This is a genomic window from Brevibacillus soli (assembly GCF_044759095.2).
Taxonomy (GTDB): Bacteria; Bacillota; Bacilli; order Brevibacillales; family Brevibacillaceae; genus JBIYSM02.
Genome location: NZ_JBIYSM020000008.1, coordinates 96,647 through 112,742 on the forward strand (window position 1 = coordinate 96,647; position 16,096 = coordinate 112,742).

Here is a 16,096-nt window from a genome sequence, read left to right on the forward strand (position 1 = left end):
CCCGGCCTTTCCTGCAGACCGGGCCTGTTTGTGTCTTAGCGTTTGATCACAACCAGCTTTAACTCCGTCATTTCTTCGACAGCGTATTTGACGCCTTCCCGTCCCATACCGCTCTCTTTTACCCCACCGTACGGCATGTGGTCGACCCGGAACGTCGGCACGTCGTTGATCATCACGCCGCCTACGTGCAGCTGTTCCGCCGCCTGCAGCGCAAGTGCGAGATTATTGGTGTACAGACCCGCCTGCAAACCGTAGCGGGAGTCGTTGACCAGTGCAATTGCTTCGTCAACCGTGTCAACGGGATTTATCAATACGACCGGACCGAATACTTCCTGGCAGGAAACCTTCGCATCCGCAGGAACACCGGTCAGCACGGTAGGCTGCAGAACGCGCCCCACTGTCTCTCCGCCGCACTCGACGCGGGCACCGCGCTGTTTCGCTTCTTCAATCCAGGCCAAAGCCCGCTCCGTTTCTTTCGGACTGATCATGGCGGAGTAGTCCGTTGACTCGGACAGGGAATCACCGCCCTGCAATTTGCGGGTCTCCGCCACAAATTGCTCCACAAATGTCTCGTACAGTTCCTTCACGACATAGATGCGCTGGACGGATATGCACACCTGACCGGAGTACGCAAATGCGCCGAAAATGCAGCGCGGAATGACCTCCTCCAGGTTGACGTCACGGTCGACAATCACCGCAGAGTTGGAGCCAAGCTCCAGGGTTACCCGCTTCAGTCCGGCTCGATTGCGAATATCGATGCCGACTGCAGGGCTGCCGGTAAAGGTGATCGCCTTGATCCGCGGATCCGTCACCAGAAGATCGCCGACCTTGCCGCCGCTGCCGGTGATCACGTTCAGCGCGCCAGCCGGCAGTCCCGCCTGTTCCGCAATTTCAGCCAGGAAAAAGGCGGAAAGCGGCGTCTGGGAAGCCGGTTTTAACACAATCGTATTGCCTGCCGCAAGCGCCGGTCCCACTTTGTGGGCGACGAGATTCATCGGGAAGTTGAACGGTGTGATCGCTCCGATGACGCCCAGCGGTTCCCGTACCGTGTAAGCCAGCCGTCCTTCTCCGCCGATGGCCGCATCAAGCGGAAGCGTCTCGCCGTGAATGCGCTTCGCCTCTTCTGCGGCAAACTTGTACGTCTGTATGGTCCGAATTACCTCGCCGCGAGCCGTTTTGATCGGTTTGCCCGCCTCCAGCGCGATGATTTTTGCCGCCTCTTCCAGACGTTCGTTCAAGAGGGTGGATATTTTTTCCAAAATGTTCGCCCGTTGGTGTGCAGGCATGCGACGCATGACAGAAGCGGCTTCCTCGGCTGCTGTGATGGCCTTTTCCACCGTCTTTGCATCAGCCAGCGGGATCTCGGCGATCTGCTCGCCGCTAAACGGGGCATACAGCGGTGCGTACTCCGCCGTTTCTACCCACTCTCCGCCAATGTAGCACGCTTTTTTCATAATAGTCCTCCCCCTTATCGGTTGGATGTGCACAGCTCTTCTAACACATTCTCCATGACGGCCAAACCTTCCTCCAGTTGATCATCCGTAATCACCAGCGGAGAGAGGATGCGGATCACGTTGCTGTGCAATCCGGCAGAGAGCAGGACAAGACCGCGGCGGTTGCAGGCTTGCACGATTTTGGCCGTCAATTCCTTATCCGGTTCCTTGGTCGTCTTGTCCTTGACGATCTCCATCGCGCACATCGCCCCCAGACCGCGGGCATCTCCCACCTGCGCATACTTTTCGCGGAACTGCTGGAAACGCTGCAGGATTCTCTCCCCGATGATCCGGCCGCGCTCCGGCAGATTCTGTTGTTCCATCATCTCAATCACTTTCAGTGCGGCCACGCAGCCGAGCGGACTTCCACCGTAGGTACCGCCGATTTCACCCGGGTTGGGCGCGTCCATTATTTCCGCCCGCCCCGTAACGGCACTGATCGGCAGCCCTGCCGCAATCGATTTGGACATCACGATCAAGTCAGGCACGACGTCAAAGTGCTCGATGGCGAACATTTTACCGGTGCGGCCGAATCCGGTCTGTACCTCGTCGGCGATAAACAGGATGCCGTGCTTCTCGCAAATCGCCTTGACCCCTTGTACGAAGCGTTTGGACGGAACGACAAAACCGCCTTCCCCTTGTACCGGCTCCATGATGACAGCGGCGACATCGTCCGGCGCAACTTCCCCGAGGAAAAAGTCTTCAAAGCGACGCAGCGTTTCCCTGTCCACTTCTTCCGGAGTCGCTCCGTACGGCGCGCGGTAGTAGTACGGATAACTCATTTTGTACACTTCCGGAGCGAACGGGCCAAACTGGTACTTGTACGGGCGGACCTTGCTGGTCAGCGTCATCGCCAAAAGCGTTCGGCCGTGATAACCCCGCTCAAAGGAGATGATCGCCTTCCGGCCGGTGTGCTTTCGGGCGATTTTGATCGCATTTTCTACCGCTTCCGCTCCGCTGTTGAGGAAAAACGTCTTTTTCGCATGCGTACCCGGCGTGATTTGGTTCAGTTTCTCCGCCAACTGCACATAAGGTTCGTACATCATGACGTGGAAGCAGGTGTGAATGTACTGATCAAGCTGCTCTTTCAGCGCTTCCACGACGGCTGGCGGGCAGTGACCGGCGTTCATCGAACCGATGGCACCGGCGAAATCAATGAAGGTGTTGCCGTCCACGTCGGTCAGGAGCGCTCCCTGTGCCTTGACAACAAAGGTAGGCGCTGTGTTGAAAGGTCCGCGCGGTACGTTTTCTTCCTTGCGGGCCAAAAGCTCCTGGGCTTTCGGGCCGGGTACGGCCGTTTTCAATTGGATGAACCTGGTTGTCATTTGACTCATGATGATACGCCTCCCTCTTGCGCTATTCCGCACCACTCCAGCATGGTAAGTGCGAATATTTCGGCACATTGAAACACAGTGTCCAGTTCAATATATTCATTCGGGTAGTGAGCTACCTGAGTGACACCCGGTCCCACTACGATCGCCGGGGTGTCGGCGAGCACCGTCAGCAAGCCCCCATCCGTCCCCCATGGCGATGCCTCCACGACGGCCTGCTTGCCCGTCACGCTTTCAAAGCTCTTTTGCAAAAGCTCCATGAGCGGATGATCTTCCGCCACCGCTCCTGGTACCCACCTGGCACCAAACCACTCCAGCTCCACCGGGTGTTCGGCAAACCAGGGATCCCGCTCCGCCAAGCGTTTCAGAGCCGCATCCATCTCGGCTTTGGCGTCGTCCATCGCTTCCCCCGGCGCCACTCCCATGCGTCCCTCCAGCTTCACCAGATCCGCCACCGATGACGGCCACTTGCCTCCTTCAATCACGCCGATGTTGATCGGGATGGGGATGGGCAGCTTGGCATAGAGCGGGTCGGTGATTCGATCATTGCGCTCTTTCTCCAGACGGGCGATTTCCTGTACGACGAGCATGCTCTTTTCAATCGCGCTTACGCCTTCGTAGCGGGTGCCGCCATGTGCGGAACGACCCTTGACGGTCAGCCGGAACCACATCGAGCCTTGCTGCTTGGGGAAGATTTTCATGTTGGTGGGTTCGGGAATCAGCGCCGCGTCTGCCTTGTATCCGCGTAAAATCGTCGCAAGCGTGCCGGCCCCACCGCTCTCTTCCTCTACGACGCTTTGAAAAATCACGTCGCCCTGCAGGCGAACTCCAAGGGCCTGCAGCGTTTGGATCGCCAACAGGGAAGCGAGGTTCCCTCCCTTCATGTCGGTCGCACCCCGGCCGTACAGCTTGCCGTCCACAATTTCTCCACTGAACGGATCATGCTCCCATTGGGCGCGGTCGCCGGCGGGCACCACGTCCACATGACCGTTGAGGATCAGGGAGCGGCCGCCTCCGGTTCCTTTCCACACGCCTACTACATTCGGACTGTTCTCAAATGAGGTTCGCGGGGACACGAAATACGGATGCCGGGTCAACTCCTCGCCTTCCATCACCCACAAGTCTACCTCCATGCCCATCGCGTCCAATCTTTTGGCAATACTCTCCTGAATGGAGCGTTCTTCCCCCTGCACGCTTTTCTCTCTCACCCAGGCCTGCAGCAGTTCGACAGCAGCTTCCCTTTCCTTTTTGATCTGCGCTTGGATCTTTTCCTTCCAGCCGGTCATCAAGACATCCCCTCCTTCGTGATTATTCAAAAACAGCGACTTGGCCGTCGATCCTAAGCTCTGCTTCCGTTGCCCCGATCACGTCACCCACTGTGTACGGGTACATCACTTCTCTTAGGTACAGTCCGTCCGGTTTTACCTCCATCACCGCCATGTCGGTGATGATCAGGTCAGCCGCTTTATGGGCCGTCAGCGGAAGGGAACACTCCCGCACAATTTTGGAGCGTCCGTTTTTGTCCAGATGGGTGGTCAGCACCATTACCTTCTTCGCTTTTTGCGCCAGTTCCATCGCGCCGCCCATGCCCGGAACGCGTTTGCCTGGTACGATCCAGTTGGCAATGTCACCCGTCTGGCTGACTTCCAGCACACCGAGGATGGTCATGTCCAGCAACCCGCGGCGAATGATGGCAAACGCGGTCGCACTGTCAAAGAAGGAAGCGCCTGTGGCCAGCGTCACCGGAAATCCGCCTGCATTGCACAGCATCGGGTTTTCTTCCCCTTTGGCCGGGCTTGGGCCTGTTCCGAGTATGCCGTTTTCCGCGTGAAACATCACCCGCTTTTCTTTGGGGATATAATCGGCCACCAATGTCGGGATGCCGATCCCCAGGTTGATGATCATGCCGTCTTCAATTTCCTGTGCCGCTCGGCGGGCGATCCGCTCGCGGTAGTTCTCGCTCTCCCTTACTTCTCCCAAGCCCATCGCCAGTTCACCCCTTCGCTTTGGACGATATAGTTGACAAAAACCCCTGGCGTCACGATCTCCTCGGGATTCAGCTCGCCGATCTCGACGATTTCATCCGCCTCCACGATGGTGATGTCGCCGGCCATCGCCACAAGCGGATTAAAGTTGCGTCCGCTCGTATCGTATACCAGGTTTCCGAAGCGATCCGCCTTTTTCGCGTGAACGATGGCCACATCGGCAGTAAGCGGTGTTTCCAGCAAATACTCCTTGCCGTCCACCGTTACCTTTTGCTTTCCTTTTTCCGCGATGGTCCCAAGGCCGATGTCGGACAGGATGCCGCCCAGACCTACCCCGCCGGCGCGTACCCGCTCCGCGAGAATCCCCTGGGGACAGAACTCCACTTCCAGCTCTCCGGCCGTCATTTGCGCCCCTGCGTTGGGGTTTGATCCGATGTGCGAGGCGATTACCTTTTTCACGCGCCGCTCTGTGACCAGTTTGCCTACGCCGATATGGGGAAAGGCCGTGTCATTGCTGATCAGGGTAATGTTCCTTACGCCCTTGTCGAGAATGCCCTGGATCAGCGTAGGCGGATTTCCTACCCCGCCGAATCCACCGGCAGCCAATGTCATGCCGTCATGAAAGTGGTCAAGCGCTTCTTCCAGTGATATGACTTTTTCAAACCGATTCCTCAAACCTGAACCCTCCTCTATGCCAGCGACTGTGCCTGATGTAACTCCGATTGTACGGTCTGTACCGCTTCCCGCAGCAGCCCTACCAGCTCGTCAATCTCCGCGATGGTGATGGTAAGCGGCGGAGAGATGATGATGGCGTCGCCCGCGACTCCTTCCAGGCCGCCCACCGCCGGGTAGACCAGGAGCCCTTTTTCAAAAGCGCGCTTGATGACGCGGCTGCTGATCCCCATAGACAGCGGGTACGGTTCTTTCGTCTGCTTGTCTCTGACAAATTCAAGGCCGCACAACAGCCCGAGGCCGCGCGCTTCCCCGATCAACGGCAGCTCATCCGCCAGTTTCTTCAGCTGCTGCAGCAGATAGTCACCGTGTTTCGCCGCCTGCTCCACCAGATTGTGCTTTTCGACGTAGCGCAGCACGGCCAGAGACGTGGCCGCTGATTGCGGGTTGGCGCTGTAAGTGTGTCCGGCCATGATCAGTCCGGAGCCGCGCGTGATGGTGTCGATGATTTCTTCTGTCGCCAACGTGGCTGCCATCGGGGTATACCCGGCGCTCATCCCTTTTCCGAGTGCCATCAGATCTGGCTGAACGCCCCAGTGGTCGACCCCGAATCGCTTGCCCGTACGCCCCACGCCTGTCATCACTTCGTCTGCGATAAACAGCACCTGATACTTGTCGCAGATTTCCCGAATGCGCTGAAAGTATCCGTCCGGCGGAACGACCGCCCCGCCCGAAGCACCAATCACCGGTTCGGCAATAAAGGCCGCCACGTTCTCGGGACCTACCCGCAAGAGGGCTGTCTCCAACTCATTGGCACAGTGCATCGCATACGTCTCCAGCGCCATTCCCTCAGGTCTGCGGTACGGATACGGCGCGGAGATGGACGGATAGTCTTCCAGAAGCGGGACGAAGCGCTTGCGGCGCAGCACGTGTCCGGACATGGAAAGAGCCCCCATGGTAATGCCGTGATAACTCATCCAGCGGGAGATGATCCGGTTTTTGCCCTGGAATCCCCGCTCCTGCCAGTATTGAATGGCGATTTTCTGTGCGGTCTCTGTCGCTTCCGAGCCGCTGCTGACAAAAAAGCTCCAGTTGAGCGAACCCGGTGCCCACTCGGCCAGTTTTGCGCCCAGTTCCTCAACCGCTTGACTGCTGAACTGGGAACGATAGGCAAAGGAAACCTGCTTTGCCTGCTCGTACATCGCCTCCGCCACTTCCTCGACAGCATGGCCGATGCTTGCCGTAACAGCGCCGGAGCAGCCGTCGATGTACCGTCTCCCCTCCTGGTCATAGAGATAGACCCCTTTTCCATGGGAGACAAACGGATATGTTTTGCCCAATTCCGGTTTTATGACATAGCTTCTCTGCATGACAGCCACCTCACCCTGTTCTATACCTCCATCCTAGCTGACCTTGTTTCCCGCGCCATTCGACCGGCTGGCAAAAAAAGATGGAAAAGAGACATAATCTTTTGTACATTTTGTATAAAAGAGATTGGACATGGGGAGGAACGGTATGACGATCACGATACGCGAAGCCCTGCAGCTGCCCGATATGGTACAGACGCGACTGGTCGCCGGGGAAAGCGGATTGGACAATCAAATCCGCTGGGTAACCATCGTGGAGGTATTGGAGGACACCTCCCGTCTGCAGGAGGGAGAGTTCCTCATCACCACCGGCTTCGGTCTGGCTGATGACGAACAAAAGCTGTCGCAGTTTATCCCCTCGCTCGTCGAACGCAAACTGAGCGGGGTGGCGCTGCATACCGGCTTTTACCTGCGGGAGATCCCGTCAGCATGTATCGAGGCGGCCAACCGGTACAATCTGCCGCTCATCGAAATTCCGCTGGAGATGAACTTTTCCACCATTACAAAAGCAATCCTGCAGCCGATCGTCAATCGACAGTTCGAGACGCTTGCCTATTCTCAAGCGATTCACGACCGGATGATTGAGGCAGCCCTGTCAAAAGGGGGACTTCCCGCCATCGCTTCCGAACTGGCCCAGCTTACCGGAGGTGCCGTCACGATAACGGATGCCCTCGGGTTTGAAGCGATCCAATTGGGAGCAGAACTCCTTGACCGCGGAAAACTGTCCACCCAGACCGCCGCGATTCGCGCCGCTCGAGAGCACTACGGATCACTGATGCTTACCAAGCCTGAATGCTCGTGGAAAGAGCTGGACAACGTCGCCCTGCAGCACGCCGCTACTCTGTGCGCGCTGGAATACGCAAAGGAACGGGCAGTAGCCGCGACGGAATGGCGCTTGAAAGGGGACTTCGTTGAAGAACTCCTGAGCGGACGAAGCATAAGCGACTCCGAGTTGGAAACACGGAGCCGCTTGCTCGGGTATCCGCTTGCGGGCCGTCATTTGATTGCTGCCGTTCGCGTCGCAGCCAAAGAAGATGCCAATCTTTCCGTCCTGCACCAGACCTGCATCACCCTCCTGAAACGTCTGTGCGACCGGCACCATCACCCATATCTCCTGCGTGAGCGGGCACAATCCCTGTTACTTGTCCTGCCGGCGGACAAACGAAGCCAATCCCTGTTGGAGCAGCTGGCGGCGCAGTGGCTGAAGCTCTATCCGGACGCGCCTTTGCACCTCGGGATCAGCAGCCCCCGCTCCCTGTTGTCTCAGTTGGCGGATGCCGCCGACGAAGCCGTTTACGCCCTGCAAGCCTATCCGCTGTTGACCCGGGCTCCAGCTCTTCTTCCCTACACCGAGATGCAGGGGTATCAATTTTTGTATCCGTACCATCGACAGCAGGAAACCCTGCAGGCGCTGTGGCATCCGCTATTGGACAGGCTCCTCGAGTACGATCGGAAGCATAATCAACAGCTGCTGGAGACGCTTCATGCCTACCTCGAACACAATTGCAACGGACTGAAGGCGTCCCAAGCGTTATATATTCATCGCCATACGCTAAAATACCGTTTGGAACAAATAGAAGAAAAGACGGGCTGCAATCTGGAAGACGCCCATCAGCGTTGGCAGCTGCAGCTTGCCCTGATGGCGTTTCGTCTTCATCGATTGTTGTACCCGTCTTGATGCCTCTGCTATTCCCAGGTCAACCGCAGCGGCTTCACCCAGATATTCATGTCTTCATACCCGGAGAAAATGCTGCAATTGTTGATCAACCTTCCCCGGTACTGATACCCCTGTTTGGCGGCGGTAACGTTCATTCCCGCCGATTGCGCCCGCGTCAACGTGTACAGGTAGTATATGCCCAACTGCTCCATCTTTTCCTCCAGAGCGGCAAACAAAGGCTGGAGCAGCCCTTTGCCCAAATGGTCGGGATGGGTGGCGCAATCTGTCAACTCCGCTGAACCGAACCGTTCGGAAACCTCCGCCGATGCGGCGCAAATGATGTTTCCGCCGTTTTCGATCACGAAGTAATGGGTGCTTTCCAGCATGGTCTTTCGCACGTACGCGGGATCGTCCATCGGCGTGGGGTACGTGGCAAAAACAAGCTTGTACAAACGAGCCAAGGCCTCTGCGTCCGCTTCTGTCGCCGGGCGCATGACGCAGCCGTCCGGCAGGCTTTTCTCCTGTCGATAAGATGCCTTGTCAAGACTCACTTGCAAAATTTCATCCGCGAGTTGAGGGGCTGCCGATGTTGCCCGTTCTTCCGTCAGGAAACAGGAGAGCATCTGTGCGTTTTCCCCGTTAAAGAATCCGTCAATTTTTCCTTCCTGATGATAGCCAAGTGAAGCCCACGCCTCTACGTCCGGCTTTTTGGCGTAGACGATCAGCTTTGTCGCATTTGACTTTATCGCCAGACGCCTCATTTCTTTGTCCCAACGAGGGATTTGGTTCCGATCGTACTGATGCAGCTTTACGCGCAGGTTCCGTTCGTCGACGACCAGATCTCCCGCCTCCAACATGCTTGTCACATCTGTCATTCTTCTTTCCATCCTTCCGCGCCTTTTTTCCCATTGTAGCACGCTGTTCCTCTGCGTCATCTGCCAGAATGTATAAAGATCAGCTGGTATTCGTCGAGAGCCATTCACCCCTCGGCACATAAGTTAGAGGGAACTCTGCTCACGAGAAGCCCCTCTTCGTGGTCGTACAAAGGGGCTCATTACATATTCATGTAATAGGGCAAAAACGAACGAGCAAATCAGACTTTGGAACTGGCTTCTCAGAGGCCATTTCGATATGGAAGGAGGAAGCCCACGTGATCCCTCTCATTTACGCCCATCGCGGCGCATCTGGCCACTATCCGGAGAACACGATGGAAGCATTTCACGGGGCATTGCGTCAGCGGGCTGACGGCATTGAACTGGATGTGCAGCTGTCCCAGGACGAAGAAGCGGTCGTGATTCATGATCATCGGCTGGAGCGAACCACTGACGGCCGAGGTTCGGTTCAGGATTTTACGCTTGACGAATTGCGGCAGTTTCATGCCGGCAAACCATTTGGTCAACGCTTCAGCGAGGCGCGCATTCCCTCCCTGGCAGATGTTCTGCAAGAGCTGGCTTTGACCCCGCTCCGCTTCAACATCGAGCTGAAGAACTTGTTCGTCCCCCAACCAGGGCTGGAAGAAAAGGTGGTAACACTCGTGCGAAAACACCGCCTCACCCGACGTACAGTCATCTCGTCGTTCAACTTTGACAGCCTGCGGCGTATCAAGCAACTGAATCCCCGTCAAAAGACTGGTCTTTTGTACATGGGTCCACTGCGCCGTCCCTGGGAGGTGGCCATTCGCTATGAAGCCGACCAATTGCACGTGCCGAATGAGGAACTGACTCCCTCATTGGTCAAACAGGCAAAGGCGAACGGCCTTCAGGTCATGGTCTGGACCGTAGACGATCCCGAACGAATCAGAGAGTGCCGCCGGATGGGAGTGGACGGCATTATCACCAACTATCCGCTGCGAGCCCGCAAACAGCTTGTCAGAAGATAGAATTGTCTCAATTGCCATATATTGTTTGCATTTCGTATAATAGGGATACGACAAGCAAATGGGGGTATCCTATGTTTCTGAAGGAATGTCTTTCGCCGCTTTCTGCCATTTCTACCGTTTATCCCAGCGATAAAATCAGCAAAGCCCTCGAACTAATGAAGGAGAAAAAGCTGTACAGCATCCCCGTCATGGATCACGACGGCTCGTTTTACGGTGCGCTCAGCAAACGCAGCCTTTTCGAGCTGTTTGAAAAGGGAATCTTTCGCGGTTCCTATCAGGATTTTATCGAACTTCCACTGGCGGAAGGGGTAGATCGGACCATTCCCAAGCTTACCGTGGAGAACCTGTATGAGGATGCCCTGCCGATTATCGTTCGCTACCCGTTCGTTCCCATTGTGGACCACGACCAAAAGTTCATCGGCATCATCAAACGGAAGGACATGGAACTGGTGCTGGAATCGGCGTTCGGCATGGGAGTGAAGGGCACGAGGATGATCCTCACCCACTATGAAGGAAAGGGGCTCTTAAAGGAGATCATGTCCATCCTTTCCGCACACAATGCGAACGTCATCTCTTGTGTCTCCTTTGATTCGGAACATCACGGAGTGCGGCGTATCTTAACCAAATACACATCCGACGACAGCCGGGATGTCATCCGCAAAGAGCTGGAACAACGCGGATTTGTCATCACTTCCCTCTCCGACAGCTAAACGACAAAAGGAGCCTCCGAAGAAGGCTCCTTCTTTTGTGTTGATTTATGCCTGGGGCACATAAAACTTGCCCTGCCAGCTGTTCCTTTTCACCAGTTCGGCGTCAATGCCGTTCAGTACTTCCCACTTCTTCCGGCTCCACATCGGACCCATGAGCAAATCCGGCGGACCATCCCCTGTCACGCGGTGAACAATCATTTCCGGCGGGAGGATCTCCAGCGTATCCACCACCAGCTTGGTGTACTCTTCCTGGGTCAAAAATTCCAGCAGGCCCGCTTCATACTGCTTTACCATAGGCGTTTTGCGCAGCAGGTGCAGCAAGTGAATTTTGATGCCCTGTACGTCCAGATGCGCGACGGCTTTGGCCGTTTCCATCATATCCTCATGCGTCTCACCCGGCAAGCCGTAAATGATATGGGAACAAACGCGAATATTGTGCTTGCGCAGTTTTTCCACCGCATCCAGGTAGCACTGGTAGTCGTGTGCGCGGTTGATCAGCTGTGCCGTGCGCTCATGGATGGTCTGCAGCCCCAATTCTACCCAAAGATAGGTCCGCTCGTTCAGTTCGGCGAGGTATTCCACGACGTCATCCGGCAAACAGTCCGGACGTGTCGCAATGGAAAGGCCGACGACTCCCTCCTGCTTCAGGATGACTTCATACATCTCCCGCAGCTCTTCCACCGGTGCGTAGGTGTTGCTAAAGGCCTGGAAGAATCCGATGTACTTGGCTTCCGGCCATTTTTGGTGCATGCGGTTCTTCACGTCGTGGAACTGCTTTTCCAGTTCCATGCGACGATCACCGGCAAAATCACCGGAACCGCGCGCGCTGCAGAAGGTGCAGCCGCCAATGGCTACTTTCCCGTCCCGGTTGGGGCAGGTAAAGCCGCCATCCAGCGGGACTTTGAAGATTTTCTCCTGAAACATCTGACGCAGATGGTAGTTCCATGTATGATAACGCTTGTCGCCCCACAAGAGCGGGGTCTCAGCGGATGGTGCTTTCACAGAAAGATTCATTGAAATACTCAACTCCTTTCTTGCATCATTCTATTATAACAGGTTTTCCTGCTGCATTGCCAAACGTAAAAAATAAGAAAACCCAGCCGACTTTAGCTATCCTCGACCCACTCGGCGTTAGCTATCGCTGTGCCGAGTGGGGTCCCTTTCTTCGCCGGGCGGGGCCCCGAACACTTTTCTAGCGGCTGTATGGGATGTCCAAATTTATAAATTCTTATACACCAAGAAAACCACAGGACTTTTCCTGTGGCTTTCCATCCACTTTACTGTTGGATCTCCTCGATGCGAATAGCCCGCGTGTGTACCGTGTGGCTCCACTCCTGATTCTTCTTGGTAAAGAACGCGTAGAAGAAGATCGGCAGCCAGGTGAGGAAAAAGACGGGCAGCAGCAAGAGTCCCAGATACGCCTTGAGCGGCACCTTCTCCAGGAACAGCGCCAGCACGGGCAACAGATAAAAGAGCGCCGTAGAACTGTACACCAGCCAGGAAGGAAGGATCTGAGCGGCCGGCATGAAGGCTTCAAACTCAAAGAAACGTCCCAGGAACAAGAGCGACATCATGGTCACGATCAGGACATACATCGGCTGGAACAGGTAAAACGCCGCGTCGAGCATGCCGAGACGACGCTGCTTCAGACCATTTTTCAACACCGAGCCGACGTAACGCCCTGCTACATCGTAATGTCCCTGCATCCACCGCAAGCGCTGCCGCATGGAAGATTTCAGATCAATCGGCTTTTCATCCCATACTTTGGTATCGTGAGCCCAGGTCGGATAAATTCCCCGCTCAATGCAGCGCGTGGCAAATTCCAGGTCCTCCGTCAAACTGGTTGCTCCCCAGCCCATCTCTTTCAACAGCTTGCTTTCAATGCACAGCCCGGTACCTCCCAGAGTGTTGGGCAGTCCCAAATTGTGGCGGGCCAGCTGCCACATGCGGTTGGTGAACCAGTAGGTGACTGCGTAGGAGAGTGTAATCCAGGAGTCAAACGGGTTTTTTGAATCCAGGTATGCTTGAATGACACGTGCTCCCTTGCAAAGTCGGTCGTTCATGACTTGCAAAAAGTTTTTCTCGACCAGGTTGTCTGCGTCAAACATAACCACCGCATCATACTGCTTCGGCATGGCCCAAAGGTTTTCCAGCATCCACTCGATTCCATAGCCCTTTCCTCGCTTGGAGGCATCAAAACGTTCGCATGCGTATGCACCGTGGGCTCGGACAATTTCAGCCGTGTTGTCCGTACAATTATCGCATATGACATAAATGTCGTACATTTCGCGTGGATAATCAAGTTGTTTCAGGTTTTCAATCAGGGGCGCAATTACGGCGCTTTCATTGTGAGCTGCCACCAGCACAGCGAATGTTTTCTGTGGTGGGTGAGTAATTTCTTCTTTTTTCCGGAAAAGCCCTCCACAGGATACCAGTGTTTGGTAAGTACTCACAATCCCTACTGTAGAACTAAATCCGATGAATAATCCCTCAATGACTTCTTTTAATGCAATCATGGGTTCTTCTCCTCGACCTGCATCCCCGATCTTGCATGATTGAGGCAGGTTAGTGATTTTCCAAAATTTCTCTCTTATTTCTCTCTCATTGGTGAGTTTACCTCAAAGCAAGCCTTATCGCAATCATCCAAAAGTGGGAAAAAAAATGAGGCGCTTCTATCACCTTTCCCACCTTTAATCGGTTCTATTCGATTGAACGACCGATAAGCAGAAAAAAAAGCCTTTCTCTCTAAAAGGCTTCACTTGGTTTGGCTGTGGGGCAAAAATGGTGACCCGTAGGGGATTCGAACCCCTGAATGACAGCGTGAAAGGCTGCTGTGTTAAACCGCTTCACCAACGGGCCGTATTTCTCCTGGTGCGGTCGGCGAGACTCGAACTCGCACGGGTCGCCCCGCCACCCCCTCAAGATGGTGTGTCTGCCAATTCCACCACGACCGCTTATGAAGTAACAAATGGCGTCCCAGGAGAGATTCGAACTCCCGACCGACGGCTTAGAAGGCCGTTGCTCTATCCAGCTGAGCTACTGGGACAAGAATGGAGGGAGTACCCGGATTCGAACCGGGGGTGAAGGTTTTGCAGACCCGTGCCTTACCACTTGGCTATACTCCCATATAAATGGGGCGATCGATGGGAATCGAACCCACGAATGTCGGAGCCACAATCCGATGCGTTAACCACTTCGCCACGACCGCCACATGCAAGTTGAAACAATGGCAGGGGCAGTAGGAATCGAACCCACGCCAAAGGTTTTGGAGACCTTCGTTCTACCGTTAAACTATGCCCCTATGGTAGCGGTGGAGGGGATCGAACCCCCGACCTTTCGGGTATGAACCGAACGCTCTAGCCAGCTGAGCTACACCGCCACAATGAATGGCGGAGAGTGAGGGATTCGAACCCTCGCTACGCTTGCGCATACTAACGGTTTAGCAAACCGTCCCCTTCGGCCTCTTGGGTAACTCTCCGCAATAGTGAAATTGAACCTTCAAAACTGGATACGCAAGTTTTGCACAAGGAATGTGGATAAGTCCTCGACCGATTAGTATTCGTCAGCTCCACGCGTTGCCGCGCTTCCACACCGAACCTATCAACCTCATCGTCTATGAGGGGTCTTACCAGCTTGACGCTGTGGGAAGTCTCATCTTGGAGGGGGCTTCACGCTTAGATGCTTTCAGCGCTTATCCCGTCCGCACATAGCTACCCAGCTGTGCTCCTGGCGGAACAACTGGTGCACCAGCGGTGCGTCCATCCCGGTCCTCTCGTACTAAGGACAGCTCTCCTCAAACTTCCTGCGCCCGCGACAGATAGGGACCGAACTGTCTCACGACGTTCTGAACCCAGCTCGCGTACCGCTTTAATGGGCGAACAGCCCAACCCTTGGGACCTACTTCAGCCCCAGGATGCGATGAGCCGACATCGAGGTGCCAAACCTCCCCGTCGATGTGGACTCTTGGGGGAGATAAGCCTGTTATCCCCAGGGTAGCTTTTATCCGTTGAGCGATGGCCCTTCCATGCGGAACCACCGGATCACTAAGCCCGACTTTCGTCCCTGCTCGACTTGTAGGTCTCGCAGTCAAGCTCCCTTCTGCCTTTACACTCTGCGAATGATTTCCGACCATTCTGAGGGAACCTTTGGGCGCCTCCGTTACCTTTTAGGAGGCGACCGCCCCAGTCAAACTGCCCACCTGGCATGGTCCTCTCACCCGATCAGGGCGACGAGTTAGAAACTCCGTACATCAAGGGTGGTATCCCACCGACAGCTCCACAGAGGCTGGCGCCCCTGCTTCTCAGCTTCCCACCTATCCTGTACATGATGCACAAAGTTCCAATACCAGGCTACAGTAAAGCTCCATGGGGTCTTTCCGTCTTGTCGCGGGTAACCTGCATCTTCACAGGTATTATGATTTCACCGGGTCTCTTGCCGAGACAGCGCCCAAGTCGTTACGCCTTTCGTGCGGGTCGGAACTTACCCGACAAGGAATTTCGCTACCTTAGGACCGTTATAGTTACGGCCGCCGTTTACTGGGGCTTCGGTTCAAAGCTTCGCTTGCGCTAACCCATCCCCTTAACCTTCCAGCACCGGGCAGGCGTCAGCCCCTATACTTCGCCTTGCGGCTTCGCAGAGACCTGTGTTTTTGCTAAACAGTCGCTTGGGCCTTTTCACTGCGGCCCCCTCGCGCTCATCACGCTACCGGGGCGCCCCTTCTCCCGAAGTTACGGGGCCATTTTGCCGAGTTCCTTAGCAAGAGTTATCCCGCGCACCTTAGGATTCTCTCCTCGCCTACCTGTGTCGGTTTGCGGTACGGGCACCTCATTCCTCGCTAGACGCTTTTCTTGGCAGTGTGAAATCAGGGACTTCGGTACTTAATTTCCCTCGCCATCACAGCTTGTGCTTGACGATGCGCGGATTTGCCTACGCATCACACTTGCTGCTTGGACGGCCATCCAGTAGGCCGCTCACCCTATCCTCCTGCGTCACGCCCTCACTC

At 55.5% G+C, this 16,096-nt stretch carries 12 protein-coding genes, 8 tRNA genes and 1 rRNA gene; 3 read left to right on the forward strand and 18 right to left on the reverse strand.

The genetic code is table 11. From position 1 onward, the window contains the following. Window positions 1–35: 35 nt before the first annotated feature. Genes ACE99V_RS05285 through ACE99V_RS05310 form a run of 6 tightly spaced genes read right to left on the reverse strand, consistent with a single transcriptional unit; the run spans window position 36 to window position 6,851 of the window. Window positions 36–1,454 (reverse strand): aldehyde dehydrogenase family protein, encoded by a 1,419-nt coding sequence (locus tag ACE99V_RS05285; RefSeq protein WP_400490049.1) that lies wholly within the window; start codon window positions 1,452–1,454, stop codon window positions 36–38. A gap of 14 nt (window positions 1,455–1,468) precedes the next feature. Beyond that, entirely contained in the window at window positions 1,469–2,827 is a 1,359-nt protein-coding gene (gabT, locus tag ACE99V_RS05290) for a 4-aminobutyrate--2-oxoglutarate transaminase (RefSeq protein WP_400490048.1), read from the reverse strand. Continuing rightward, window positions 2,824–4,110, reverse strand: coding sequence for a peptidase (locus ACE99V_RS05295; RefSeq protein ID WP_400490138.1), 1,287 nt, complete (start codon window positions 4,108–4,110; stop codon window positions 2,824–2,826). The genes gabT and ACE99V_RS05295 overlap by 4 nt, the downstream gene beginning before the upstream one ends. Window positions 4,111–4,132: 22 nt before the next feature. Next, window positions 4,133–4,810 (reverse strand): 3-oxoacid CoA-transferase subunit B, encoded by a 678-nt coding sequence (locus tag ACE99V_RS05300; RefSeq protein WP_400490047.1) that lies wholly within the window; start codon window positions 4,808–4,810, stop codon window positions 4,133–4,135. Further along, a complete protein-coding gene (locus ACE99V_RS05305) occupies window positions 4,792–5,484 on the reverse strand; it encodes a CoA transferase subunit A (RefSeq protein ID WP_400490046.1) in 693 nt (230 codons plus the stop codon). Before ACE99V_RS05305 ends, ACE99V_RS05300 begins: the two co-directional genes overlap by 19 nt. 14 nt (window positions 5,485–5,498) lie before the next feature. Beyond that, the gene (locus ACE99V_RS05310) at window positions 5,499–6,851 is read right to left on the reverse strand and encodes an aspartate aminotransferase family protein (protein ID WP_400490045.1); all 1,353 of its coding nucleotides are present in this window, start codon (window positions 6,849–6,851) and stop codon (window positions 5,499–5,501) included. Between the two features lie 145 nt (window positions 6,852–6,996). Here ACE99V_RS05310 and ACE99V_RS05315 point away from each other — a divergent pair, with 145 nt between their 5' ends. Continuing rightward, entirely contained in the window at window positions 6,997–8,526 is a 1,530-nt protein-coding gene (locus ACE99V_RS05315) for a PucR family transcriptional regulator (RefSeq protein ID WP_400490044.1), read from the forward strand. Between the two features lie 8 nt (window positions 8,527–8,534). Here the strand turns inward: ACE99V_RS05315 and ablB are convergent, their stop codons facing one another. Next, a complete protein-coding gene (gene ablB, locus ACE99V_RS05320; RefSeq protein ID WP_400490043.1) occupies window positions 8,535–9,380 on the reverse strand; it encodes a putative beta-lysine N-acetyltransferase in 846 nt (281 codons plus the stop codon). Window positions 9,381–9,655: 275 nt separating this feature from the next. Here ablB and ACE99V_RS05325 point away from each other — a divergent pair, with 275 nt between their 5' ends. Further along, a complete protein-coding gene (locus ACE99V_RS05325) occupies window positions 9,656–10,384 on the forward strand; it encodes a glycerophosphodiester phosphodiesterase (protein WP_400490042.1) in 729 nt (242 codons plus the stop codon). Between the two features lie 71 nt (window positions 10,385–10,455). Further along, window positions 10,456–11,094 carry a CBS domain-containing protein gene (locus ACE99V_RS05330; protein WP_400490041.1) on the forward strand — a complete coding sequence of 213 codons (639 nt, stop codon included), beginning with the start codon at window positions 10,456–10,458 and terminating at the stop codon, window positions 11,092–11,094. 45 nt (window positions 11,095–11,139) lie between these two features. Here the strand turns inward: ACE99V_RS05330 and mnmL are convergent, their stop codons facing one another. The 11 genes from mnmL to ACE99V_RS05385 form a co-directional block, all read right to left on the reverse strand. Beyond that, entirely contained in the window at window positions 11,140–12,108 is a 969-nt protein-coding gene (gene mnmL / locus ACE99V_RS05335) for a tRNA modification radical SAM protein MnmL/YtqA (RefSeq protein ID WP_400490040.1), read from the reverse strand. Between the two features lie 263 nt (window positions 12,109–12,371). Further along, complete coding sequence (locus ACE99V_RS05340; protein WP_400490038.1) at window positions 12,372–13,610, reverse strand: glycosyltransferase family 2 protein; 1,239 nt, start codon at window positions 13,608–13,610, stop codon at window positions 12,372–12,374. A 266-nt stretch (window positions 13,611–13,876) separates the two neighbouring features. Continuing rightward, window positions 13,877–13,953 (reverse strand) — tRNA-Glu (locus tag ACE99V_RS05345). 10 nt (window positions 13,954–13,963) lie between these two features. Then, window positions 13,964–14,048 (reverse strand) — tRNA-Leu (locus tag ACE99V_RS05350). Between the two features lie 15 nt (window positions 14,049–14,063). Then, window positions 14,064–14,140 (reverse strand) — tRNA-Arg (locus tag ACE99V_RS05355). Window positions 14,141–14,145: 5 nt separating this feature from the next. Beyond that, window positions 14,146–14,219: transfer RNA gene (locus tag ACE99V_RS05360), tRNA-Cys, on the reverse strand. Window positions 14,220–14,226: 7 nt separating this feature from the next. Beyond that, window positions 14,227–14,302, reverse strand: a tRNA-His gene (locus tag ACE99V_RS05365). Window positions 14,303–14,321: 19 nt separating this feature from the next. Then, a tRNA-Trp gene (locus ACE99V_RS05370) sits at window positions 14,322–14,395 on the reverse strand. Between the two features lies 1 nt (window position 14,396). Then, a tRNA-Met gene (locus ACE99V_RS05375) sits at window positions 14,397–14,473 on the reverse strand. An 8-nt stretch (window positions 14,474–14,481) separates the two neighbouring features. Then, window positions 14,482–14,572: transfer RNA gene (locus tag ACE99V_RS05380), tRNA-Ser, on the reverse strand. A gap of 54 nt (window positions 14,573–14,626) precedes the next feature. Next, window positions 14,627–16,096: ribosomal RNA gene (locus ACE99V_RS05385) — 23S ribosomal RNA — on the reverse strand; the annotation flags it as partial.

What these genes read in the sequence shown, in the direction of transcription:
- ACE99V_RS05310 (WP_400490045.1), bottom strand. Translation starts at nt 6,851, where the DNA reads ATGCAGAGAAGCTATGTCATAAAACCGGAATTGGGCAAAACATATCCG.
- gabT (WP_400490048.1), bottom strand. Translation starts at nt 2,827, where the DNA reads ATGAGTCAAATGACAACCAGGTTCATCCAATTGAAAACGGCCGTACCC.
- ACE99V_RS05295 (WP_400490138.1), bottom strand. Translation starts at nt 4,110, where the DNA reads ATGACCGGCTGGAAGGAAAAGATCCAAGCGCAGATCAAAAAGGAAAGG.
- ablB (WP_400490043.1), bottom strand. Translation starts at nt 9,380, where the DNA reads ATGACAGATGTGACAAGCATGTTGGAGGCGGGAGATCTGGTCGTCGAC.
- ACE99V_RS05285 (WP_400490049.1), bottom strand. Translation starts at nt 1,454, where the DNA reads ATGAAAAAAGCGTGCTACATTGGCGGAGAGTGGGTAGAAACGGCGGAG.
- ACE99V_RS05300 (WP_400490047.1), bottom strand. Translation starts at nt 4,810, where the DNA reads ATGGGCTTGGGAGAAGTAAGGGAGAGCGAGAACTACCGCGAGCGGATC.
- mnmL (WP_400490040.1), bottom strand. Translation starts at nt 12,108, where the DNA reads ATGAATCTTTCTGTGAAAGCACCATCCGCTGAGACCCCGCTCTTGTGG.
- ACE99V_RS05340 (WP_400490038.1), bottom strand. Translation starts at nt 13,610, where the DNA reads ATGATTGCATTAAAAGAAGTCATTGAGGGATTATTCATCGGATTTAGT.
- ACE99V_RS05315 (WP_400490044.1), top strand. Translation starts at nt 6,997, where the DNA reads ATGACGATCACGATACGCGAAGCCCTGCAGCTGCCCGATATGGTACAG.
- ACE99V_RS05330 (WP_400490041.1), top strand. Translation starts at nt 10,456, where the DNA reads ATGTTTCTGAAGGAATGTCTTTCGCCGCTTTCTGCCATTTCTACCGTT.